Below are 23,851 nucleotides of genomic sequence, written 5' to 3'. Positions count from 1 at the left end.
CACGGTATGCCAGCCAAAGATCAGGCGAAGCTGAGCGCGCCCGTGAGGTCGCCGGGAGGCAAGGCGCCGCGCGCGGCAAAAGCGTCGTTACGCACTTTCAGGCCTTCCAGCAAAGGCAAGCCGTGCAGGCGCGTAATGAAACGCAGGATGGACGTCGTATCGTAGAAGCTGTGATCGACATTAGCCTTCTTCGCATAGGGGGAAACGATAATCGCCGGAATCCTGGAACCGGGCCCCCAGCGGTCGCCCTTGGGCGGCGCAACGTGGTCCCACCAGCCGCCGTTCTCGTCAAAAGTCACCACGACCAGCATGTCCTTCCATTGCGGGCTCTTCTTCAGGTGTTCCAGTACGTTGGCTACGTGCTGGTCGCCCGATTCAATATCCGAATAGCCGGCATGCATGTTCAAATTACCCTGCGGCTTGTAGAACGTCACTGCAGGCAGATTGCCGGCAACAACGTCGGCAAGGAATTTGTTGGAGATGGGGCTGTCGCCAAGGCCGCCATCGCGCAGATGTTCCGAGCGCGCTGCGGAGCCCGGTGCGAACTGCTTGAAGTAGTTAAACGGCTGGTGATGGTACTGGAAGTTCGGTTTTTCTCCGCCGCCCTTGTAGTTCAACGCTACCTGCCATGCACCGCCATACCAGGCCCAGCTCACGCCTTTTTGCGACAGCAGGTCGCCTATCGTGTTATAGGTTTGCGGCGGCAACGTGCTCGGATCTTGCGGATCGGCCAGCATGCTGTCGCCGCCTGGCGCCGGCTTGATATAGCTGGGCTGATAAGGAGGCGCCATCGTATTGACGGCATAGCCGTCCGGAGTGATGGCGCCATCGCTGACAAACTTCGGCCGGCCCGCCAGCGCGGAGGCGGGATTGTCGGCAGCGGCCGCCAGCCGCACACCTGTGGGGCCGTCTTCGGTAACTGCGATCTTCTTTTTTGCCGGCGTATTGGCGGCGTCAAAATATTCCGGCGTGCGGCCGGAGATCAGGAACTGGTGGTTCAGGTAGGAACCGCCAAACGCCGCCATGAAAAAATTGTCGCATAGCGTGTATTGCTGGGCGATTTTCCACAAATCGAGGTTCTTGTCTGTTTCGCCGTAATGGCCCATCACCAGGCCGCCCGAGTCGGCCCATGCCACGAATTGGTCATTCTTGCCATTGTTGATCTGCATCTGGTTCTGGTAAAACAGATGCCACAGATCGCGGGTAATCACGGATTCCGGCAGAGGCAGGCCTTCCGCATCTTTCAGTGCAAACGGCGCATTCGGCAAGCCGCTGATCTGCTCCTCGCCTATCATGTAATGCTTGCCGCCCAGATTCTGTCCGCGCGGCACCATGCCGCCCCACACCTTGGGCAGGCTTGGCAGCACGGAGCCGTCTCTGTCCTTCTGCGCATAACTTGCAGCAGGCACTTCCGACAATGGCTTGCTGACGCCGGGGAAATTGCCAAACAGGTTGTTGAAGCTGCGGTTTTCCAGGTAGATGACGACGACATGCTTGATATGCGCCTTCAGCTTGGCATCCAGCGGACCGGGAACTATCCTGCTGGGCCGCGGTGTCACCGCTTCCCCGATGGCAGGCACCGTGCCCACGACACCCGCTGCGGCTGCGGCCTGCAGCAGGCGGCGGCGCGAAGGGTCCGCCGGATGGCTAGGCTTGTCGTCCTGGTTGGTGGTGGGTTGGTCTGGCATTCTGGCTCCTCGCAAAGTGGCGTATCAAAGATATCGATCGGCTAATATAGCATTTCCATCAACGCCCATGTGTTACCGGCATGTGACGGCGCGCTGGAAAAACGGACAGCCGCTGTCTTGTGCATAAAAAAGCCCGCTTGCGCGGGCTTTTCTTCAAATGCCGGCACCGTCAGGCCGACTCGCCATCAGAACTCTTCCCATTCATCTACGGCGTCGGCTTTGCCGCGCGCGGAGGCGGCAGCGCGTGCAGCCGGCTGCGGACGGGCCGCAGGCAATGCCCGCGCAGCGCGGGTGACAGGCTTGGCCTGCACGGCCACGGGCCGGGCACGCACCGGCACAACTTGCGGCTGCCCATACGTTGCCTGGTTCATCGGTTGCTGAAGCTTGAAGACGCCGACCACTTTCGCCAGATTGTTGGCCTGGCCCTGCATGCTTTCTGCCGCTGCCGCCACTTCTTCCACCAGCGCCGCATTCTGCTGGGTGACGGTGTCCATCTCAGTCACGGCCTGGTTGATCTGTTCTATGCCGGCCGTCTGCTCCTGGCTGGCCGAGGTAATCTCATTCATGATGTCGGTCACGCGCTTGACGCTGGCAACGATCTCATCCATGGTCTTGCCGGCCTGCGCCACGAGCTTGCCGCCGACTTCCACTTTTTCCACTGAATCGCCGATCAGCGACTTGATTTCCTTTGCGGCGCTGGCGCTGCGTTGCGCCAGGTTGCGCACTTCCGTCGCCACCACGGCAAAGCCGCGCCCCTGCTCGCCGGCGCGCGCCGCTTCCACTGCCGCGTTCAGCGCCAGGATATTGGTCTGGAAAGCGATGCCGTCAATGACACTGATGATATCCACGATCTTCTTGGAAGACTGGTCGATCGAGTCCATCGTTTCCACGACCTGCATCACCACCGCGCCGCCGCGCTCCGCCACTTCGGATGCGGATACCGCCAGCTGGTTGGCTTGCCGCGCGTTGTCAGCATTCTGCTTGACGGTGGACGTCAGCTCTTCCATCGACGAGGCCGTCTCTTCCAGCGAACTGGCTTGCTGTTCGGTGCGTGCCGACAGGTCCAGGTTGCCGGCAACGATCTGGCTGGACGCGCTGGCTATCGCGCCCGTGCCGCTGGATACCTGGCCGACGATGTCAACCAGGCTCTGGTTCATGTCCTTCAGCGCCTGTGTCAGCTGGCCGGTTTCATCCCTGGAGCGGACTTCTATGTTGCTGGTCAGGTCGCCGGAGGCAACCGTCTGGGCAATCTTCACCGCATGGCTCAGCGGACGCGAAATGACCCTGGCGATCCAGATGGCAAGGCCAAGGCCGATGACGATTGCCGCCAGCAGCAGGCCGAAAATCCACATGCGGGCGCCGGCATACACTGCATTCGCCGCATCGCCGGACAGGTTGGACTGGTCCATATTGATCTGTATCAGTTTTTCGATCTGCGTGCGCAGGTCGGAATTCATCTTGGTGGAGTGTCCGCGGCTCAGCGCTTTGGCTTCGTCGGCATTGTCTGCGCGGGAAAGCGCGACGATCTTCGCATGGTCGGCCATGAACTGGTCGAAGGTATTGCTAAATTCTTGATAAGTCTCTTTTTCTTCTTTGGAATCGATCAGCTTCTGATAAATGTCACGGTTTTTCTGGAAACTTTCCAGCGTGGTCGCCATTTTTTTCTCGTAGGAGGTCCAGTCGGCATCGGTACTGGATAGCAAATGCTGCAATTCCTGCGAACGGAACAAGGCCAGGTCGCTCTTCATACCCAGTACGGAGCGCACGCTGGGCAGCCAGTTGGTGCGCATTTCAACGGCGTTCTGGTTTACTTTTGCCAATTCAACCATGGAAAAAATACTCAACAGGGCCGTCAATAACAGTACGACGATAAAGGACAGCAGCAGTTTCGTTGCCATTTTTAAATCAAGAAACCAGTTCATCATCAGCTTTCGGAAGTAGATTTACATGGGTTTGCTAAGGGCGTAATTTCTCAGCCTACTGTAACGAAGTTTAACATTATTTCCTCGCGGAAACCAGCCTTAAAGCGCAGGTTTTGCATCAGACAGCCTGATACGACGGGGCGTATAGAGAAGCCAATAAAAACGTACTTGGCAAAATGCACATAAAAAAGGCTGGCTCCACAGCGTGGGAGTCAGCCTTTTCCTTACAGCAGAAGTAGAAAGTTCAGGCCACCGTACCCTTGTAAGCATCCCGCAATTCGCGCTTGAGCACCTTGCCTATCGCACTGCGCGGCAATACATCGGTCAGCTCCAGCGCGCTCAGCCTTTGCATCTTGCCCAGGCGCTCATTGGCCCATGCCAGCAAGGTTTCACTACCGGCTGAAGAACCAGGCCTGGCTACGACAAAGGCCACGGGCGTTTCGCCCCAGCGTTCCGACGGCACGCCGACAACGGCGGCATCGGCGATATCTTCATGCTGGCGCAATACGGCTTCCAGGTCGCTGGGATAGATATTGAAACCGCCGGAAATAACCATGTCTTTTTTGCGGTCGAACAGCAGCAGGAAGCCGTCGCTGTCGAAACGGCCGAGGTCGCCGGAACGGATGAAGCGCCTGCCGGACGGATCGTACCATTCGGCGTCGCGGGTCTTGGACGGCTGGTTGTGATAGCCGGTCATCATCGCCGGCGAATAGCCGACGATCTCGCCCGGCTCCCCTGCCGCTACTTCCTTGCCCTCTTCATCGATCAGGCGTATCTCCCCGCCTAGTGAAGCCACGCCCACGGTATGCAGCTTGTCAGGGTGCTCATGTGCGATCAGGATGCAGCTGACGCCGCCTTCGGTCATGCCATAGTATTCAATCAGGCCACCCGGCCAGCGGCGCAGGATGTCTGCCTTCAGCGGCGCGGAAAAAGGCGCGCTGGTGCAAAACTTCATGTGGAAGGAGGACAGATCGTAACGGTCGAAATCGGGCACAGCCATCAGGCGCTGGTACTGTACAGGCACCAGCATCGTATGCGTGGCTTTGTGTTTTTCGGCCAGCGCCAGATAGGCATTGGCCTCGAACTTCGCCATCAGCAGCACCGATCCGCCGAGCGCCAATGTGGCAAAAAAGCTGACCAGCGTGGTATTCGAATACAGCGGCGTGGACAGCAGTGTCACCGCATTGATGCCGTAACCGTGTACGGCGCCGCGCTGCACGTGACCCCAGCGCATGAAATTGGGCTGCATGATGCCCTTGGGCGTGCCGGTAGTACCGGAGGAATAGATGATGTTGAAAGCCCAGCCCGGCTGGATATCCACTGCCTTCGGACGCTGCCCGGGCGCGGCCAGCCAGTTGTCGAATTCGCTGGCGGCCTTATTGGCGCCAGCGTGTCCATCAGCATCGGCGTCCAGCCTGATACGGGGAATGTCTATCTGGCCTGCCACCGGCTCCAGCTGCTCCGCCACAGCACCATCAAGGAACAGCGCTTTGGCGCCGGCGTCCTTCATCATCGCCACCAGGCTTTCCGCGCTGGAAGAAGGCGCCAGCGGCGCTACTGTCACTCCGGCGCGCAGGCTGCCCAGGAAAGCGACGGCATAGTCAATCGAGGTATAGGCGCAGATGGCGATGGATTCGGCAGGCTTGACGCCATCGCGCTGCAGCGATGCCGCGACCTGATCCATGCGCCGGTCCAGCGCCTCGTAGTCCAGCGTGATGCCGTCCTGGATGAAGGCCGGATGCTGCGGCCTGAAGCTGGCGTGCGCGCGTATCAGGTCGGGGATGGTGCCGAAGTCTTTTGCGAGTAAGTCCTGTATTGCCTGTTCATGCTGGTTCATTCGTCTCGTCTCCATGTTGTTTTTATTAGCTTAACAGACAAAATGAAACAGGGTGGAATGCCTCGCCGCATTCCACCCTGCAGGTAAGCTGCAGTGCCGGAAGAATCAGGCGGCAGCGATGTCCAGCATCACCTTGCCTCCCCGTTCAACATGGGCAATCGCCTCCTTGATGGCGGACAAAGGATAGATTCCGGAAATCGGCGTATACAAGCTGCCGTCGGCAATCAGCGCAGCGCCCTGTTCCAGCGCCGGCTGGATTTTTGCAGCAAATTCAGGGGCGGACAAAAAGAAACCGCGCAGCGTCAGACGCTTGAAAATGATATCGCGCGAATTCACCGCCAGCGGTGTACGGCTCGTCGCGGCGTAGCTGACAATGGTGCCGCCCGTACCCAGCACCGTCGCCAGTGTGGTGGTCGATGCTCCGCCGACACCATCTATCGCCAGCCGCGGCGCTGCGCCGTCCAGCGCACTTTTGACGGCTTCCGCTGCCTCCGGCGTGTCCAGCAGCACCAAGTCGCCACCGGCCTGTTGCAGTTCGCCGACCAGCTCAGCCCGGCGGACGAGATTGACGGTCTTCAGCCCGCGCGCTTTTGCAAAGGCAATTACTGCGCGGCCAACGCCGGAATTGGCGGCGTTCTGCACCACCCATTCGCCCGGTTTCAGATCCACATATTCGCTCAGCATCAGCGCTGCCGTGGGCGGATTGATGCTCAGCATCGCCAACTGCTGTGGATCTGCCTCCCGTGGCAATGCGAACAGGCCGGCGGCCGGCGCCACAACGCGCTCGTTCCAGGTAAAACTATAATAAGGTGCCAGTACGCGGTCGCCGGGTTTTACATTGTGCACGTCCGCACCGACGGCCAGTACGCGGCCGACACCCTCATTGCCGATAACGCTAGGCAGCGCCGGACGCACGGGATAGACACCGCGCGCAACCAGCAGGTCGCTCAGGTCCACCGGTGCATACTCGACACCGATCAATACTTGTCCTGCGCCGGGAGCGGCAGGTTCGGGGACGTCGGCAAACTGAATATTGTCGGCGGGGTTTCCATAAGCAATAAGTTGTGCAGCGCGCATGATGTGATGTCCTTTAATATAAATAGGCAAAAGTAAATGATATAGCGGTGGAGTTGCCAGCCTGCCACCGCACTTCATGCGGCGGGAAGCGGAAATAACGCCACCTAAAACAATGAAACATAAGAAGCCCAGCTGCAAGAAAAAGAATCACGGGCAAAGCCTGCTGCGGTGGCGTCCTGGTTTTTACCAATTGCAATATTAATTTCAACTGCAATTAATAAAATTAATCATAGTGAACATCATTTGAAGGGTCAAGCGAGTTTTGTGCACAGAATAGAAACAGTCTGTTCCGGCCCTAAAAGGAGCGAGTGTGCAAAAAAAAATGCCCGCATACATCATGCGGGCATTTACGGCCGTACCGAAACTGGAGACTGCATCAGGCAGTGCGGGCAGCCGCCTTGTCCGCCGCGTCATCCAGCATGAAGCGGCCTAGCGCCAGTAGCGGGAAGATGCTGCCTGCAATCGCAATCCACGTCCAGCCGCCTTTGTCGTACAGGATACTGGCCAGTGCCGAACCGATGGCGCCGCCGATGAAAATGCTGGTCATGTACAGGCCGTTCAGGCGGCTGCGGCTGGTGGCGTCCAGCGCATATACGGTACGCTGGCCCACAACCAGGTTCATCTGCGCACAGAAGTCCAGCATTACCCCAGTAACACCCAGGCCGATGACGCCGAAAGCCGGATGGATCAGTGCAGGCGCAAAGCTGAGCGCGCCGAACAGCAAAGACAGTCGGGTCGCGATGCGCGAGTGGCCGGCATCAGCCAGACGCCCGCTAAATGGCGCCGCGATCGCACCGGTGGCGCCCACCAGTGCAAAAAGCGCAATCTGCGATTGCGAAAAACCGTAGCGGCGCGCCAATTCCAGCGGCACCGCGGTCCAGAACAGGCTGAACGATGCAAACATGCAAGCCTGGTAAAAGGCCCGCTGGCGCAATACCGGCATCTTTTTGTACAGGCTGCCCAGGGACGCCAGCAACTGGCCGTAGCTGGCCGTATGCTGTGGCTGTCTCTTCGGCATCGTAGTTGCCAGCACGACGGCAATGACCGCCATCAGCACCGATGCGCCGCCGAATACCGTACGCCAGCCGAAATGATCTGCAACAAAGCTGGACACAGGCCGCGCCAGCAATATGCCCAACAGCAGGCCGCCCATGATGCTGCCCACGACCCTGCCGCGCGATTCTTCATGCGCCAGATGGGCTGCCAATGGAATCAGCATCTGCACCGACACCGAACTGAAGCCGATCAGCAGCGACACCAGCAGGAACACGCTGGCCTGGTGTGCAAAGGCGGCGCAAATAAGGCTGGCTACGGCCACCAGGACAGTGACAATCATCATGCGCCGGTTTTCCAGCAGGTCGCCCAGCGGCACCAGGAAAAACAGGCCGAACGCATAGCCTATCTGCGTCAGCGAGACCACCAGGCTGGCGGAATGTGCCGACAGCCCGATATCGGGAGCAATCAATTCTATGATCGGCTGTGCATAATAAATATTGGCCACAATCGCGCCGCAACAGAACGCAAACAGCAGCACCATGCCACGCGTCATCTTGTTTTCAACGTGTATTGCAACAGAGGGGGATGAACTCATGATTTTCCTTGAACCCGCCTGGACGCTGCGAAATCCGCCACGGAACACAGGCTATCGATACAACACCCTGCGGTGTGACGGTCATACCGGCACACCGCAGGGAATACTTCTACTGCAAAGGCAATCCGCACATTACAGGCGCTGCTACCGCATCAGGCTGCCTTGGCTTCCCGCATTGCCGGGTAGTCGATGTAGCCCACCGGCGCCGGAATATCCACTGGATAGAAGGTTTGCGGATTCGGCGTATTCAGCGACGCATTGACAGCGAAACGCTGAACCAGGTCAGGGTTGGCAATATACAGCACGCCGAAAGCGGCCGCATCTGCATCGCCCTTGTCCAGTATTGCCTGGGCACTGTCTTTGCTCAGGCCTTGATTGGCGATATAGACGCCGCCGAACAAGTCTTTCAAGGTACGGCCCAGTTTGTCGTCACCTTCCGATGCGCGTGCGCAAATAAAAGCGATGCCGCGTTTGCCCAATTCCTTGGCAACATAGCTGAAGGTTTCCAGCGGATTGGCATCGCCCATGGCGTGCGCATCGGTACGCGGCGCCAGGTGCATGCCTACGCGGCCTGCGCCCCATACCGAGATAGCGGCGTCGGTCACTTCCAGCATCAGGCGCGCGCGGTTTTCCACGGAGCCGCCGTACTGGTCCGTCCTGTGGTTGGTGCTGGTCTGCAGGAACTGGTCCAGCAGGTAGCCGTTAGCGCCATGGATTTCCACGCCATCGAAACCTGCTTTTTTCGCGTTTTCCGCACCTTTGCGGTAGGCTTCAACGATGCCGGGGATCTCACTGGTTTCCAGCGCACGCGGCGTTACGTATTCCCTTTTCGGACGCAGCAGGCTGACGTGGCCTGTTGCCGCAATCGCGCTAGGCGCAACCGGCAGTTCGCCGTTCAGCAGGCTGGGGTCGGAAATACGGCCTACATGCCACAACTGCATCACGATCTTGCCGCCGCCGGCATGTACTGCGCTGGTGATTTTTTTCCAGCCCTCTACCTGCGCATCGGACCAGATGCCTGGTGTATCGGGATAGCCGACGCCCATGGACGCGACTGAAGTGGCTTCGCTGATGATCAGGCCGGCACCGGCGCGCTGCGCATAATATTGCGCCATCAGTTCATTTGGCACACGGCCTTCATCGGCGCGGCAGCGGGTCAGCGGCGCCATGATGATACGGTTAGGAAGTTGCAATTCACCAATGGTGATAGGGTCGAATAGGCTAGCCATGCTTGAATTTCTCCAGTTAAAAGTTGATTCGGTGCTGCATTTAAAAATGAGTCTGGCGCCACGCGGAAATACCGAGAAATACCGCCGCGTTTTCAGACTACAGTTGCTGATTCATTGCATTCAAAAAGGCCTGTATCGCCTCTTCATCGCGCTTGAAATAGGCCCACTGGCCGATACGGTGGCTGGAAATCAGTCCCACCCTCTCCAGCAAAGCCAGATGCGAAGAAATGGTCGATTGCGACAAACCGGAGCGGCGGTTGATCTGCCCGGCGCAAACGCCAAGCTCCAGAGCATTGCTCTGCTCAGGGAAATTGCCGCACGGATCCTTCAGCCAGGCAAGAATTTCGCGCCTGGCTGGGTTGGATAAGGCCTTGATGATTTCATCTACATCCATGATGTCTCACTTGTTTATTACTTAAATCTATATATCTAAATATCTCGATATATAGAACTATACACGCGAACCCGAATCGATGCTGCAGTGCGATAAATACGCACTTCCTGCCTGGAAAAATGACCCGAAAAACCCTGGAGGCGAAAAAAAACGGACCGCAGTTGCGGCCCGTCTCTGTGAGAATTGCAGATCGGCGAACTTCCTCCTCTCTGCTGATCTCCTATTATTTCTTTTTGTTGGAAACCGGAATCGGATCCAGGTCGATATTTTTGTTCAGTTCGCCGGCTTTACCGGCAGCCTTGGTTTCCGCTTTCACGTCGGCGCGTGTCCTGCCGGCTGTTTTGTCGCCTTCCTTGACGGGTACCGGATCGAGGTCCAGGTTTTTATTCAATTCACCCTTGGTATTGGCTGCGCGTGTTTCAGCCTTCACTTCGGAACGCGGCTTGCCGCCGGTTTTGTTGGCTTTGACAGGAATAGGATCCAGGTCCAGATTCTTGTTCAGCTCGCCTTTGCTATTAGCGGCACGTGTTTCAGCTTTCACTTCAGCGCGGGTTTTTCCAACAGGCGCTGTCGCCGATGCCGAAGCACTGGATGCTGCTGTTTGAGCTTGTGCAGACATTGCTGCCAGTGGAAGTGCCAGAACCAGTAATAATTTTTTCATCGTATGTCTCCCTTATTGTATTCGCATCGCATAAATCACCGGGACGAGTGTCCCCGTTTATGCAATCTCCATTGTTACTGCAATCAAATTCGACCGGCTACCAAACTCGCTCATTCAAATCCACCGGTCACCGGTCTGAATAAACTTACTTCAATTGAAGTCCTTGGAGGCGCCACACACTCTGTGGCTGACCCGAATTGTTTCTGCTTGCCGACTGCTTTCAACTTTTACAGGCCTGTTTTTTTTATATTGGCGCTGCCTGTTTCAGTCTGGAATTAATTCTGCGTCTTTGAATTTACCTCAAGCTTACAAGACAGGCAACAAATGACAGGATGGTTTGCCTGGCAATTGCATGAATGAGACAGATTAAGCGCCATTTAGCGAAATTTCGCACTCCAGCTGCTCGTGTGAAGCAATGCCTTAACAATTAATCAAGCTGCATCGGACTGCTCCTACACACTGCAAAGTTTTCGTCCGGTAGTTAGAGAAATCAAAGCTAATTACAATTTGATACAGCTACCAACGATATTTTGCGAGGCATCATGGAAACCAAACACAGCACCCTGTCCGGCAAGGCCGGTACTTCCTCGAACAATGTGCAGGCGCAGCCGAATTCAGTTTCTGCCGCTGCGGGATTGCCATCGGCACAAGGCGCCGGACAAACTTCCGCGCCCGCCAGAGCGCCTATGCGGATGAGCAGAAGCCATCCCGGACGCAGCATCAGCGACAGCCGCGGTTAACGGGGTCGGACATCAGACATCGGACGTCGGGCGAATACGTCATTACGCTGTCATGTTGCCCAGTTACGTTAGTTTCTATTAATTACCGATAATTACCGATGTTTTGACGCTCTGTTCAGCACTTCGAACATTGCACACCAACATTACACTGCACTTAAAACCATCCGCTGCGCAATACGTAATGTGCACGCAATGTGCAACGGAAAATCATTTGTTGTCCAGGAAAGGAGTCCATCATGCATAAACTTGCCGTCCTCTGGCTATTTGGCGTACCCATGCTTGCATTGGCCGCATTGTGCCTTCTATCGCATTAGATCGTACTCGCCATTCTGAACATTTCTGCAATTCTCCGCAGCCCTGCATCCCTGCTTTATGCCAGGCATCCTGACAGTACTGGATGCCTGCCGCTATGCGCGGAGTCTATTCTGCGCGCCTGCCGTTTTCTGCTTCTATTCGCTTGTTACTCTCCGCCAGTTTCAAGCGCCGCCTTCAATTGCATCAAATCATAAGGCTTACGCAGCATGCTGGCCTTGAAACCTATATTGTCCAGCGACTCCTTGCCGTAGCCGGTGGAAAAAATCACCCGCATTTCCGGCTTGTTGCGCACGACTTTCTTTGCCAGTTCCACACCGGAAATACCGGGCAGGCTGACGTCGGTAAAAAGGATGTCGAAGTTTCCCCTGGTCAATAATTCCCACGCCTCTTCCGCGTCGGACAGGCCGGTAGCGCTATGGCCCAGCATGCCCAGCAACTCGCACACCATCTGTTGCGAATCCAGATCATCCTCGACTACTAGTACCTTTAACGCACTTGCCGCAGGTTCGGATGACACTGTTGCGACGCCGGTGCGCTCGCCGGAAGAAAATAACCGCGCCTGCATCTTCTGCTGACGGTTTGCCAGGATATGCCTGAGCCTGCGCGCCAGTTCCTCTCGCTGGTACGGCTTGCTGAGCAACTCCACGCCGGGGTCCAGGCGCCCGCCGTGCACGATGGCATTCTGCGTGTAGCCGGATGTAAACAGTACTGCAATGTCAGGCAACACTTCCTTCGCCTGCCGCGCCAGATCGGGGCTGCGCACCGGCCCCGGCATCACCACGTCGGTAAACAGCAAATCGATGGGTACGCCGCTTTTGAGGATCACCAGCGCACTTTCGCCGTTTTCTGCCTTCAGTACACGGTAGCCCAGCGCCGTCAGCATGTCGACAACCGTGGTGCGCACGCCCGCATCATCTTCCACCACTAGTATGGTCTCAGTGCCGCCCACCACCGGCCCGGTCAGCACGCCGGGAATTTCCACCTCGGCCTGCAGCGAACGCGGCAGGTAAATCTTGATTGTCGTTCCCTGCTTGGGCTCGCTATAGATCTTGATGTGGCCACGGCTTTGCTTGACAAAACCGTATGCCATGCTGAGGCCCAGGCCAGTGCCCTCGCCCTCCGGCTTGGTCGTGAAGAAAGGTTCAAACGCTTTTTCCACTATCTCGGCAGACATGCCGCAGCCCGTGTCCGATACCGACAGCATCACATACTGGCCGGCCGGCAAATCAGGGACGCTTTGCACATAGTAGTCATCCAGCATTGCATTCCCCAGTTCTATCGTGAGCTTGCCATCGCCCTTCATGGCGTCGCGGGCATTGATGGCCAGGTTCAGGATCACGTTCTCAATCTGGCCGGGGTCGATCAGCACATTCCACAACCCGCCGCTGACGACAGTTTCGATCTCTATCGCCTCGCCCAGGGCACGGCGCAGCAACTCATCCATATTGCGCACCAGCCGGCCCAGATCCGCGACCACCGGCTGCAGAGGCTGGCGGCGCGCAAAGGCAAGCAGGTGCATGGACAATTTTGCACCGCGCTCGACCGCCGCTATCGCAGTGTCCAGCCGTCTTTGCGCAATACTGTCGCTGCCGGAATGCAGGCGCATCAGCTGCAGATTGCCGGAAATGATCTGCAACACATTATTAAAATCATGCGCAACTCCACCCGTCAGCTGGCCAACGGCCTCCATTTTTTGCGCTTGCCGGAGCGCATCTTCCGCCTTGGCCCGTTGCGCGACTTCGTCAGCGACACGCTGCTCCAGGGTTTCGTTCATCTCGCGCAACGCTTCTTCTATGCGGCGGCGTTCGGTGATGTCGGTTTTGACAGCAATCAGCGCCTGCGCTTGCCCGTGTTCGTCCACCAGCCGGCTGACGCTGCTCGACACCCATACGTAAGTATTGCCCGGCTTGAGGTAGCGTTTTTCCAGTGTAAATGCCTCGCCTGTTTCCACCAGGCGGCGGAACTTGAGCGCATTTCCCTGCATGTCGTCGGGATGAATGATGTCGTTCATGTTCAGCCTCAGCAGCTCTTCTTCGGGACGGCCCAGCATGCGGCATAGCGCGCCGTTGACACGCTTGAATCCGCCTGCCAGGTCCAGCTCGGACAAGCCCACGGAAGCCTGGCCGAATATCGCTTTCAGCCTGTCTTCACTGGCACGCAAAGCCTGCTCAATCTCCTTGCGTTCAGTGATGTCCAGCGCCACGCCCACATAGCGCTGCAATTCCAGCGTGTCGCTGCCGATCACTTCACCCTGGCGCGCAATCCAGCGCAGCTCCCCATTATCAAGACGGGTAATACGGTATTCGGCATAAGCAAGCGGATTTTCATTGTTCAGAAATCGAACCGGGCCTATTTTTGCGCGATCTTCCTGGTGCACCAGGCTGGTCAACAAGTCGGCGGTAACTTCGGCGCCGTCGGCAATGCCGAAGAGCTGCCGGTACGTATCCGAGACGACCATCATTCCGGTGCCGGGAAACCATTCAAAGCTGCCTATACCGCCCGCCTGCTGTGCGATGCGCAGACGCTCTTCGGTGGCGGTACGTTCGGTCACGTCCAGGCCATCGATGAAGATGCCGGATATTTCTCCGTTTGCGCTGCGAATGGGTTGATACACGAAATCGACAAAACGCTGCCGCAAGGGCCCGTCGCCGTCGCTTTTGAGGATGACTTTGGCATGCTTGCCTACATACGGTTCTCCCGTGGCGTAGACACGATCCAGCAAATCAATGAAACCTTGCCCCCTGATCTCAGGCAAGGCCTCTTCCACGCCTTTCCCTACCACTTCGCGGTTGCCTATCAGTTGCAGATAGGGCTTGTTGGCGAGTTCGAACACGTGGTCCGGCCCGCGCAACACCGCCATGAAACTGGGAACCTGCTGGAACAGCTCGCGCAGCAGCCCCGTCTCGGCGCTCAGGCTGGAATTGGCCGCCTTGACGACACTCTTTTCATCTTCCAGCAGGCGGTTCAGCCTATTCAGTTCTGCATTGGCGAGTTGCTGGCTTTGCTCGGCACGGATTTGTTCGGTAATTTCAATCGCCGTGCATAGCACGCCGCCGATGTCGCCGCCATCCCCGCGCACGGGAGTGTAAAACAGATCGAACCAGACCTCTTCCGATACGTCATTCCGCTCCACGGCCAGATTCACCCGCTGGTAAGACTGCGACTCTCCGCGAAAGCCGGCTTCAATGACACGCTGGTTCCAGTCCCAGATTTCCGGCCAGGTGGATTCAACCTTGCCGCCCAATGCCTGCGGATGGCGCCGTCCGGCAATCGGCGCATAGTTGTCGTTGTAAAGCATGACATGCTCCGGCCCCCACATCAGAACCATTGCCACGTCGGAATTGAGCATAATATCCACTACCGTCCGCAAGGCCTGCGGCCAGCTGTCCATTGCGCCCAACGTGGTCCGCGTCCAGTCAAAGCGCCGTATCAGTTCGCCGGCTTCACCGCCCCGTAGCGCTGTCGTATTCATAATGCCAGGACGCTTTCCACGGCTGTCCGACGTCGCGGCATCCGCAACGTGAACACCGTACCGTGCTCAGGAGTGGAATCCACTTCCACAGTGCCGCCGTGTGCGCCAATGAATTTGCTGACGGTATACAAGCCCAGGCCCAGTCCCTGCGAAGGATTGCGGCGGTCGCTGCCCTGATGGAAAGGTTTGAAAATCAGCGGTAGCTGCTGCGCGTCGATAACGCCCCGATTCCCGACCTTCAGCACGATCCAGTCCCTGTCGCTGCCATCTATCTGCAGCGAGACCGGCTGTCCCGGCTCGCCGTGCTGCAATGCGTTGTTCAGCAGATTGCCGATGACCTGTTCAAAACGGCAGGCGTCTACGCTGCCGCTGACGTCGCCGCTGCTGTGCAGGCTGATCCTGGATTCCTTGGCGGACAAATGCAACTCTTCCACCATGCCGCGGCACAGCTCTTCATAATTGGCGACGCTCTGGTCCAGTTGCAAACCGCCGGAACGTATCCTGGCCAGATCCAGCAGCTGGTCCACCATCTGCGCCATACGGCGCGCGCTGGACTCTATGCGTCCGGCAGTCACTTTCACTTTCGGATGATCCGTCATCATCGGCAGCAGCATGGCGCCATTCATGACAACAGACAAAGGAGTACGCAGGTCGTGCCCCAGCACCGCCGTGAACATTTCATTCAGGTGCAGCGAGTGGCGCAGTTCCTCAAGCTGGCTGGACAGCAGTTTCCTCTGCTGATACAGCTCAACGAAGACATTGACCTTGCTGATCAGCGCCTTGCCGTCAATGGGCTTGAACAGGAAATCCACCGCCCCGGCCTCATAGCCCCTGAAACTGTAGCTGGGTTCGCGCGTGGCTGCTGTCAGAAAAATAAGCGGAATGGAACGCGTGCGTTCGCTGCCGCGTATCAACTCCGCCAGCTCAAATCCATCCATATTCGGCATCTGCACGTCGATCAATGCAAGGGCCACTTCTTTCACCAGCAGCAATTCCAGCGCCTCCGCACCGGAAGATGCTTTCAGGATGACGATATCAGGGCGGGACAGCAGCGCTTCTACCGCAGTCAGGTTTTGCTGGGTATCGTCAACAACCAGGATAGGTATGGGAGCAGTCACTTGTAGGTCTTCGGTATGTTATTTTTCCAGGCGGCCAGATCCGCCGCCATTTCTGCAAGGCTCATGATGCGGTCGGCGCCGGCCAGCGCTATCGCCGCGGCCGGCATGACAGGCGATGCGGCCTGTTGCGGATCCTGCACCCACCCCAGGCCACCACGCGCCCTGACCTCTTTCAGGCCCGCTGCGCCATCAATGCTGGCGCCTGTCAGTATAATCGCCAGCATTCGTTGGCGGTACGCGTGCACTGCAGAATCCAGTAAAAAATCAATCGCAGGGCGAGAATAATTGCCGGGCGCATCCATCGATAATGAAAAAGTGAAATCAGGTTCAATCAGCATATGGTAATTGGGCGCAGCAAAATACACTGTGCCAGCCTGCACCGGCTCTTTGTCCTCCACTTCCTTGATGCGCAGCGCGCAGCGCGGCTGGTATAGCTCTGGCAGCAGGCTGCTCCTGTCGGGAGGCATGTGCAGGACGATCGCCACCGCGCACCCGCAATCCGGCGGCAAGGCTTGCAGCAGTATTCCCAGGGCCTCCACACCGCCTGCAGAAGCGCCGATTGCGATCAGCTGTATCTCGTTTTCCATGCCGATGCTTCCTAAATGCGCTGATAGATTTTTTCATGCCGCGAGAACTCGCAGAAGTTGCCGGCCTGTGCATTGAAGCGCAAGCTTTCCTTCATACCCAGTCCGAGAAAGCCCCGGTTGACCAGCGCTTCATGAAACAGCGCCGCAGCCCTGTCCTGCAATTCGCGGTTGAAATAGATCAGCACATTGCGGCAGGACACCAGGTGCACCTCCGAAAACACGCTATCGGTCGCCAGGCTATGGTCGGCAAATACAAGTTGCTGGCGCAGGCGGCGGTCGAAAATTGCGCCCTTATAAGCAGCAGTGTAATACTCCGACAGCGACTTCCTGCCGCCGGCCAACTGATAACTGGTGCTGAACTGCGCCAGCCTGTCTGCTGCATAAATGCCGGCTTCGGCGATTTTCAGTGCGTCGGGATTAATGTCGGTGCCATACAGCATGGTGCGTTCCAGCAAACCCTCCTCCTCCAGCAGGATAGCCAGCGACCAGACCTCTTCGCCGCTGCTGCACCCCGCCACCCAGATCTTGATGGAAGGATAAGTTTTTAATACAGGTACGACCTGTTCGCGCAGGGCTTTGAAATATTCTGGATCGCGAAACATCTCGCTGACCTGCACGGTAAAGAATGGCAGCATCTGCGCAAACACCGCGGGCTCATGCAATACCTTATCCTGCAGTTGGGACAAGGTATTGCAGGCGAAACGCTGCATCGCCTGCTCCATGCGTCGGCGCAATGAAGCAACGGAATAATTTCTGAAATCATGCTGGTAGCGCAGCAAGATCGCTTCCAGCAGCAACTTCAGTTCTATGTCAAATACCTGGTCCGATTCTGCTTCCAAACTCCGCTCCACGATCCGGCCTGACGGCCTGTTTCCATTCCTTTCCCCCGCGTTTCAGCGCCGCATCAAGGCGGCCTTCGTAGAGGATCAATCGGGGATGCTGCGTACCGGCTGTCAGGTAATTCTGGACAGCCCTGCGAGCAATTGCTGTATCTGCACGACGTCATACGGTTTCGGTAAAACGCGGCTTTTGAATTTAAGGTGCTGCACCATTTGCGCCCCGTATCCCGAGGCAAATACAACCTGGATATCCGGCTGTTTCACCAGCAGCTGCTTGGCCAACTCTATGCCGGACATGCCGGGCAGGCTGACATCGGTAAGCAGCACGTCGAAGGCCTGTTGTTCCGCCAGCACCAGCGCCTGCTCGGCATCACCCGCGCCTTGCGGCGCCTGACCCAGCAGCTCCAGCATGTCGCACAACATGTCTTTCAAGTTCAGGTTGTCCTCAACCACCATTATGCGCAGCCCCTCACCTTCGGCGCCTGAAGAATTCGCGTCAGCCTGGCCGTTGGCGGCGTCGTTATGGTCAAAATGCATGATGTGCTGAGCTGGTTAAATTGTAAGTATCCTGAGTATAACGACAACGGAGTCCGCTGATGCAGCCGTCGTGTCATTTGCACCCGCATCAAAACCTCATACTGCGCAATAAATATCGCACAATATCGCGTATGCGCCAGTACAGCGTTAGCGCACAGTTTTGGCACGTATATTCTTTTGCATGATAAGGCGCGCCATCTGGTTCTGCCAGCAGCCACTTGCCCAAGGGAATGTAGGATGAAGACTACAAAATTTTTTCAAGTGTGGTAGTTGATAACAGAAGTTTCAGCAAACATACAGTATGCAAAAAAATAAATTTTGAGGTAACACTTTAACTTGAGAGCTTAAGCCGATGATTTGAAATGACGGCGCCTGAACTACTGCATTGGGCGCGTAATTTTTTGCTTTTTTTAACAACACTGCACCGCATTTTTAAGCTATCTTGATTTTAAAGGAGGGACTCAAAATGCGTAAAATTCCTAACAAATATCGCTGCTTTAAGTATTTTTTTCTCTCGATCCTCGGGCTGGCACTGATTAATTTCCTGCGGGTTTCGCAGGGGACTGTATGCAGCTATACAGGCCTGTGCCGCGACGAGTTGCCGCAATGGCTATGGACTGTATCGGTCCTCATAGTTGCGTGCGGCGTAGGCATGTTCCTGTATCAGGCCTATCGCGATCTGCACAAGCAGGACTACCTGTTCGAATCAGACTGGCGCTAGGCCGCTGTACAAGCCAACCTGGCTTATTTCGCCTTGTTCCTGCCGAGTCGCCGTGCATTCCCGACGGCGCGCTTGTGCACAGGAGAAAAACCCTTTTCAATGATATCCAGCGCGGCGGACTGTAATTGGCTGACGCTGCCGTAGGCATTGCGTGTGGGGTTCAGCCATGCACTCATCATACCGAGTGCGACCTGCTGCTGAGACTGCATTGCCTGCGTCGCCATTGCCATCCAGGATTCATTGAATGCCGCCACTTTCTCGGCACCCATCAACTGAAATTCCTTGGCGTCTTTAGCCCCCGGCTGGTGGCCGGCAAGCGCCATGCGCGTCAGCCTGTGGGCCATCACTTGCGGAACGGCAAACATCAACTCCGAAGATTGCTGTATCAGCCGGTTTGTCTTGCGCTGCGCGGATTTGTTCATATTGAATCCCGTTATGGGTGAGACCTGCAAGGACATCTAAGCACTACGCCAAGCATACCGCAACTAAAACAAAGCAGGACTGCCGCCTGCTTTAGCGAGAGCAGCACCTGTTCAAAAGCTTTAACTGGATAGTGGGGCAACCATATCGGCATCCCGCAGATCATCGTAATTATGATCCGAGATATATTTGGCGGCGAAAGCGTGCGCTTCTTCCAGCGCTTCTTTTTCCGTGCCCGAAGTTCCAGCATCGTAGATATTTTCTTTGTCGGGCGATCCTTCTACCTGATGCCGCACGTGGCCGGTGTAGGTGCCATCACCCTGCCTGGTGGCATAGACGCTGAAAATATTGCGGCGGTCTTGAGGGACAAAAGTAGACATGGCAAACTCCAGTAATAAATAACAAGCATGATAGGTTGCCGGACAAAGTCCGGGACAATGGATTTATTGTAAGCAGTCGTTCGGGGGCGAAATATAGGATGCCTGCACCACTGCATGTAGGAGCGGACCGCCTTTCTGAAAGACAACTACGCCGCCCCGGCCAAAAGCAAGATCAGGCGCGTGCCCGCTGCGCCGCTGGAGCGCGTTTCGCGGGCGCTTTGGCTCGCGCCGGCTTTGCTGTTTTTTTGGCGGCAGTTTTTGCCGTAGCGGAGGACTTCCCGGTTTTGCCTGCGCCGGCAGGTACAGCATGCAGCGTTACCGGCTTGGCAGAAGTCCGGGTTTCTGTCTTGGCTGCGGACTTTGCGCCCGGCTTGCCTCCGAGACTCTGCTTCAGCAACGCCATCAGGTCGATTACCTTGGCGCTGGAAGGCTGCTCCCGTTCAGGTTGCGGCTCGGTGATGGTCTTGGTCTGCCTTGCCTTGACTTTTTTCTTGACCAGCGTGAGCACATCCTCGCGATAGGTATCATGGTACTGCTGCGGTTCCCATTTTTCCGTCATGCCCTCCACCAGCGACAGCGCCATCTGCACTTCCTTGTCGCTGATGCCGGACGTCTTCAGGCTTTTGGCGGGAACATCCAGTTCGCCGGTGTCGCGTATCTCATCGTCATACCTGAGGGTATTCAGCACGATCATCTGGTCCATGCACACCAGCGCCGCCAGATGCTGCTTGGTGCGTATCACCACCTGCGCAATGCCGACCTTGCCGGCGCGCCGCAAAGTCTCGCGCAGCAACGCATACACCTTGTCACCGCCGCGGCCGGGCGTCAGATAGTAGGGGTGGTCATAGTAGGTCAGCGGAACATCGGCGGCATCGACAAAGGCAAGGATGTCTATCGTCTGCGTCGCTTCCACGTTGGCGCGCTTCAAGTCTTCGTCCGACAGCACAACATATTCGTTGTCCTTGTACTCATATCCTTTGACGATGTCATCCCACTTTACTTCCTTGCCGGTATGCTTGTTATAGCGACGAAAACCAATGGGCGAAAAGTCGCGCCTGTCCAGCATCGTCAGGTCGAGATCATGCTCTTTTACCGCAGAAAAAAGTTCCACCGGTATATGCACCAGCCCGAAGCTGATGGCGCCCTTCCACAATGCCCGTTGCATACTGCCTCCTGTCCGCTCTATTTTATCTTGCCGCTACTGTTGCTTGTCCACCGCCGTTTTCAGGTTTTGCGCCATTTGCAGATGATGTTCCAGCGCGGGCAGATGCTTTTGCGCAAACGCTTTCACATCTGCGTCTTTCCCGCTGATTGAAGCCTTGCGGAACAGTGCAACGGCTTCCTTATGCGCTGCCACACCTACCTCGTCTGCATACAGCTGATCGAATTGCGGTCCGTTCAGCACATTCAATTTGGCCATCAGCGCCTGTTGTTTCATGCCCGGCTCGTCGGGCACGCTGACGCCCTTGCTGCTGGCCAGCTGCTTCAACTCATCAGCGACCTTGGTGTGGTCGAGCACCATGGCGGCAGCAAATGTTTTTACTGGCTGCGAGGCGTTCTTGCCGGAAGCAGTTTTGCTCGCAAGAATCTCCGTAGTACCGGCCTGCGCGGCATCCAGCAGGAATTCCTTATCGATGCGGCCAAGCTGCCCCTCTACTTCCTTTGATGCAGCGCGCGCATGCGACACCGCAGCTATTGCACCGGCTACGGCAAGCCCTGCGGCCGCCAGTATGACCATGGATTTGCGATGGGGTTTTCGGGAAAAGAATGGACTTACCAAAGAGTTGACGCTCATGGAATTTCTCCTTTGCATGCAGGGCTGGATCGGGAATCCATGTTAGCAATTCGGCCGGTGCATGGCTGTAGGATGCCCGTAAGAACGGGCATTGCGCTGATGTAGGAAAAAGCGAAGCGCTTATTTGGGGCGGGGAGGCCGCAGCCCTTCATCGGGCTCAGCCAGATGTCCGGCCCTGATGCCGGACACTGCGTTGGCAACTGCCCTGGCAACATTGCGCACCTCTTCCTGCATCGCCAAGTCAAGATCCAGCACTTCATGGCTTTTCGCATAGGATTCGTAGTAGCCGATGAACCTGTCCAGGCGCGCCATCTTGCCGGCTTCAATCAGGCCCATCCAGTCCAGCCAGTCCGACAAGCCACGCCGTACTCCCTCAATACCGGCAACGTCCCCATGTACGACCAGACCATAGGCGCGGCCTGCCAGATGCTTGGGATACGGCCATCCCTGCAGTTCCAGGTCCTTGGCTTTGCTGGCGTTCTTGCCGGAGGTCGTCGTCGGGTCCGGATTGCCTCCGTCGGCGCACACCAGCCTGTCTATCATCTGTTTCAGCACACCCGGCGTCTGGTACCAGTACACCGGCGTCATGATGATGACGGCATGTGCGGCCACCCATTTTTCATAGATCTCGGCCATCCAGTCATTCGTCTGGCGCTGCCCGTGGTTGGGGTAGCAACTGCACGGCCAATGGCACAGCGGCATGGCGGTCGATACACAGCCCTTGCACGGGTAGATATGCTTGTCGTACGCGGAAATGAGTTCGCTCAGGTCAAGCACATCGGCCTGCATGCCCGCCGACTCCAGCACTTCCACTGCCAGTTTGGTCATGCGGAAGGTCTTTGAAATTTCTCCAGGGCAGCTGCCGTCGTTGCGCGCGGAGCTGCAGATCAGCAGGACGCGGGATTGGGTTGCCGGATCTTTTTGCACGGCTTCTGCCGCAATCAGCCTGTCGCGCGTCGCGCGCCATTCCACCGACATATCGTAATCGGGGTCCGCAAATTCCGGGCCGGCTTTTTCGGTGATGGGCGCCTTGTGGCTATTGATGTAATTGTCCCAGGCGACCTGTTCGATTTTCCCGATTTCGCCTTTCACCGCTTCAAACGAAGGATCCACAAAGGAACGCCTGAACTCCAGGTGGAACTCATCCCTTTTCAGCTTTGCCGGTGCCTGGCCTTTGCGCGGTTCTGTCAAGTTGATCTCCCGTTTGCCGGTTGCGGTCCGGCTTGTTGACTATTTCGGCTTGTCGTATGTGGGCGGCGATGCTGCACGTGACCACGCCACAATGCAGGATTGCAGCGAAGAACATGGCGGTCTGTGCGATATCGCACAAGGCCTATGCAAGAGGCCCGCTTGCAGACCGGAGAGCCGCCTTCGATGACATTTATGGTTCTGTGCAATAATCATTTCCCATGGAAGCAGCTCATCTAATGCAATTCATATTTCAACAAAAAAGGGAGATTTAACATGCGTGTACTCGTTGTGGGCGCTGGTGCGGTAGGTGGATATTTTGGCGGCAGGATGCTCGCTGCAGGAAGGGACGTTACCTTCCTGGTGCGGCCGCAGCGCGCAGCCCTGCTGGCCAAGAACGGCCTGGTCATCAAAAGCCCGGTTGCCGATCTGTCGCTGGCGGCACCGCCCACCGTGCTGAGCGAACAATTGCAGCCGGGCTACGATCTGATAATCCTCAGCTGCAAGGCCTATGACCTGGATGATGCGATCAACTCCTTTGCACCGGGGATGGGCGAACACACGCTGATCCTGCCCCTGCTGAACGGCATGCGCCATCTGGATACGCTGGAGCAGCGCTTCGGCAAGGAACGCGTGCTGGGCGGCCAATGCGCCATTTCTTCCACGGTAAATGCCGACGGCGCCATCCTGCACCTGGCAGCTTCGCATACACTGACTTTCGGCCCGCGCGACGGCGTGGTAACGGAACGCGTCAAGGCAGCACTGGCAGTGATGTCGGATGCGGGATTCGATCCTGTTCTCAGCGAAAACATCCTGCAGTCGATGTGGGAAAAATGGGTGCTGCTGGCTTCGCTGGCAGCAAGCACCAGTCTGATGCGCAGCGCAATCGGCGACATCCTGGAAGCACCGGGCGGCCAACAGTTTGTGCTGGCAATGCTGGATGAATGCCGCAGCATTGCCGCCGCAGCAGCTTATCCACCATCGGCTCCTTTCGAAGAATATCTGCAAAAACTGTTGACGGCCAAGGGTTCGCCGTTAACGGCGTCGATGTTCCGCGATATCGAGAACCATGCGCGGGTAGAAGCAGACCAGATCATCGGCAACCTGATAGCGCGTGGCCAGCAACTGGGGTTACAGGAGCCCGGCCTGCCATTGCTGCGTGTGGCTTACATCCACCTGAAGGCTTATGAGGCAAGAAGCAGGCGCATGGCATCATCAGTAACAAAATAGAAACAGCAAGGCGACGGGGCTGCAATCTTTTGCTTATATCTTTATGCAAAATAGTAATGACAAAAAATTTTACAGCGCCCTCCGCTTTTCCGATATCAGGCCCGCAGGCG

The 23,851-nt window shown here is 56.9% G+C and carries 21 protein-coding genes; 3 read left to right on the top strand and 18 right to left on the bottom strand.

Annotation, left to right across the window (positions count from 1 at the left end):
- Window positions 1-20 precede the first annotated feature (20 nt).
- The 8 genes from ACO0LO_RS14600 to ACO0LO_RS14565 form a co-directional block, all read right to left on the bottom strand.
- Window positions 21-1,688: an acid phosphatase gene (locus ACO0LO_RS14600; RefSeq protein WP_422964958.1), complete on the bottom strand. Its 1,668-nt coding sequence runs from the start codon at window positions 1,686-1,688 to the stop codon at window positions 21-23.
- Between the two features lie 185 nt (window positions 1,689-1,873).
- Complete coding sequence (locus tag ACO0LO_RS14595) at window positions 1,874-3,586, bottom strand: methyl-accepting chemotaxis protein (RefSeq protein WP_422964957.1); 1,713 nt, start codon at window positions 3,584-3,586, stop codon at window positions 1,874-1,876.
- Window positions 3,587-3,854: 268 nt separating this feature from the next.
- Window positions 3,855-5,447 (bottom strand): class I adenylate-forming enzyme family protein, encoded by a 1,593-nt coding sequence (locus ACO0LO_RS14590; RefSeq protein ID WP_422964956.1) that lies wholly within the window; start codon window positions 5,445-5,447, stop codon window positions 3,855-3,857.
- Between the two features lie 105 nt (window positions 5,448-5,552).
- Entirely contained in the window at window positions 5,553-6,524 is a 972-nt protein-coding gene (locus tag ACO0LO_RS14585) for a zinc-dependent alcohol dehydrogenase family protein (protein WP_422964955.1), read from the bottom strand.
- Between the two features lie 376 nt (window positions 6,525-6,900).
- On the bottom strand, window positions 6,901-8,115 hold the full coding sequence (locus ACO0LO_RS14580; protein ID WP_422964954.1) for an MFS transporter: 1,215 nt from the start codon (window positions 8,113-8,115) through the stop codon (window positions 6,901-6,903).
- Window positions 8,116-8,267: 152 nt separating this feature from the next.
- A complete protein-coding gene (locus ACO0LO_RS14575) occupies window positions 8,268-9,344 on the bottom strand; it encodes an alkene reductase (RefSeq protein WP_422964953.1) in 1,077 nt (358 codons plus the stop codon).
- Between the two features lie 97 nt (window positions 9,345-9,441).
- Window positions 9,442-9,738 (bottom strand): ArsR/SmtB family transcription factor, encoded by a 297-nt coding sequence (locus tag ACO0LO_RS14570; RefSeq protein WP_422964952.1) that lies wholly within the window; start codon window positions 9,736-9,738, stop codon window positions 9,442-9,444.
- A 223-nt stretch (window positions 9,739-9,961) separates the two neighbouring features.
- A complete protein-coding gene (locus ACO0LO_RS14565) occupies window positions 9,962-10,399 on the bottom strand; it encodes a hypothetical protein (RefSeq protein ID WP_422964951.1) in 438 nt (145 codons plus the stop codon).
- A gap of 542 nt (window positions 10,400-10,941) precedes the next feature.
- On the opposite strand from ACO0LO_RS14565, the gene ACO0LO_RS14560 reads away from it, so the two are divergent.
- Complete coding sequence (locus ACO0LO_RS14560) at window positions 10,942-11,139, top strand: hypothetical protein (RefSeq protein WP_422964950.1); 198 nt, start codon at window positions 10,942-10,944, stop codon at window positions 11,137-11,139.
- Window positions 11,140-11,599: 460 nt separating this feature from the next.
- Here ACO0LO_RS14560 and ACO0LO_RS14555 read toward each other — a convergent pair whose 3' ends face one another.
- From ACO0LO_RS14555 to ACO0LO_RS14535, 5 genes are all read right to left on the bottom strand, one after another.
- Window positions 11,600-14,926, bottom strand: coding sequence for a PAS domain S-box protein (locus ACO0LO_RS14555; protein WP_422964949.1), 3,327 nt, complete (start codon window positions 14,924-14,926; stop codon window positions 11,600-11,602).
- A complete protein-coding gene (locus tag ACO0LO_RS14550; protein WP_422964948.1) occupies window positions 14,923-16,044 on the bottom strand; it encodes a hybrid sensor histidine kinase/response regulator in 1,122 nt (373 codons plus the stop codon). Before ACO0LO_RS14550 ends, ACO0LO_RS14555 begins: the two co-directional genes overlap by 4 nt.
- Window positions 16,041-16,631, bottom strand: coding sequence for a chemotaxis protein CheB (locus tag ACO0LO_RS14545; protein ID WP_422964947.1), 591 nt, complete (start codon window positions 16,629-16,631; stop codon window positions 16,041-16,043). The genes ACO0LO_RS14550 and ACO0LO_RS14545 overlap by 4 nt, the downstream gene beginning before the upstream one ends.
- Before the next feature lie 11 nt (window positions 16,632-16,642).
- Complete coding sequence (locus tag ACO0LO_RS14540; RefSeq protein ID WP_422964946.1) at window positions 16,643-17,470, bottom strand: CheR family methyltransferase; 828 nt, start codon at window positions 17,468-17,470, stop codon at window positions 16,643-16,645.
- Between the two features lie 114 nt (window positions 17,471-17,584).
- Entirely contained in the window at window positions 17,585-18,007 is a 423-nt protein-coding gene (locus ACO0LO_RS14535) for a response regulator (RefSeq protein ID WP_422964945.1), read from the bottom strand.
- Window positions 18,008-18,473: 466 nt separating this feature from the next.
- Here ACO0LO_RS14535 and ACO0LO_RS14530 point away from each other — a divergent pair, with 466 nt between their 5' ends.
- Window positions 18,474-18,728 (top strand): hypothetical protein, encoded by a 255-nt coding sequence (locus ACO0LO_RS14530; protein ID WP_422964944.1) that lies wholly within the window; start codon window positions 18,474-18,476, stop codon window positions 18,726-18,728.
- A 23-nt stretch (window positions 18,729-18,751) separates the two neighbouring features.
- On the opposite strand, the gene ACO0LO_RS14525 is transcribed toward ACO0LO_RS14530, so the two are convergent.
- The 5 genes from ACO0LO_RS14525 to ACO0LO_RS14505 all read right to left on the bottom strand — a co-directional run bounded on the left by ACO0LO_RS14525 (window position 18,752) and on the right by ACO0LO_RS14505 (window position 22,514).
- Entirely contained in the window at window positions 18,752-19,150 is a 399-nt protein-coding gene (locus tag ACO0LO_RS14525; RefSeq protein ID WP_422964943.1) for a polyhydroxyalkanoate granule-associated phasin, read from the bottom strand.
- A gap of 120 nt (window positions 19,151-19,270) precedes the next feature.
- The gene (locus ACO0LO_RS14520; RefSeq protein WP_422964942.1) at window positions 19,271-19,528 is read right to left on the bottom strand and encodes a hypothetical protein; all 258 of its coding nucleotides are present in this window, start codon (window positions 19,526-19,528) and stop codon (window positions 19,271-19,273) included.
- A 172-nt stretch (window positions 19,529-19,700) separates the two neighbouring features.
- Window positions 19,701-20,693: a Ku protein gene (locus ACO0LO_RS14515; RefSeq protein ID WP_422964941.1), complete on the bottom strand. Its 993-nt coding sequence runs from the start codon at window positions 20,691-20,693 to the stop codon at window positions 19,701-19,703.
- Window positions 20,694-20,726: 33 nt separating this feature from the next.
- Window positions 20,727-21,323: a DUF4142 domain-containing protein gene (locus ACO0LO_RS14510; protein ID WP_422964940.1), complete on the bottom strand. Its 597-nt coding sequence runs from the start codon at window positions 21,321-21,323 to the stop codon at window positions 20,727-20,729.
- A gap of 120 nt (window positions 21,324-21,443) precedes the next feature.
- The gene (locus ACO0LO_RS14505) at window positions 21,444-22,514 is read right to left on the bottom strand and encodes a flavodoxin family protein (RefSeq protein ID WP_422964939.1); all 1,071 of its coding nucleotides are present in this window, start codon (window positions 22,512-22,514) and stop codon (window positions 21,444-21,446) included.
- Window positions 22,515-22,787: 273 nt separating this feature from the next.
- On the opposite strand from ACO0LO_RS14505, the gene panE reads away from it, so the two are divergent.
- Complete coding sequence (gene panE / locus ACO0LO_RS14500; RefSeq protein ID WP_422964938.1) at window positions 22,788-23,741, top strand: 2-dehydropantoate 2-reductase; 954 nt, start codon at window positions 22,788-22,790, stop codon at window positions 23,739-23,741.
- Window positions 23,742-23,851: the final 110 nt, after the last annotated feature.

The sequence above is a fragment of the Undibacterium sp. TJN25 genome, from assembly GCF_049339885.1.
Lineage (GTDB): Bacteria > Pseudomonadota > Gammaproteobacteria > Burkholderiales > Burkholderiaceae_D > Undibacterium.
This window is presented reverse-complemented; position numbering and strand designations above follow the sequence as displayed.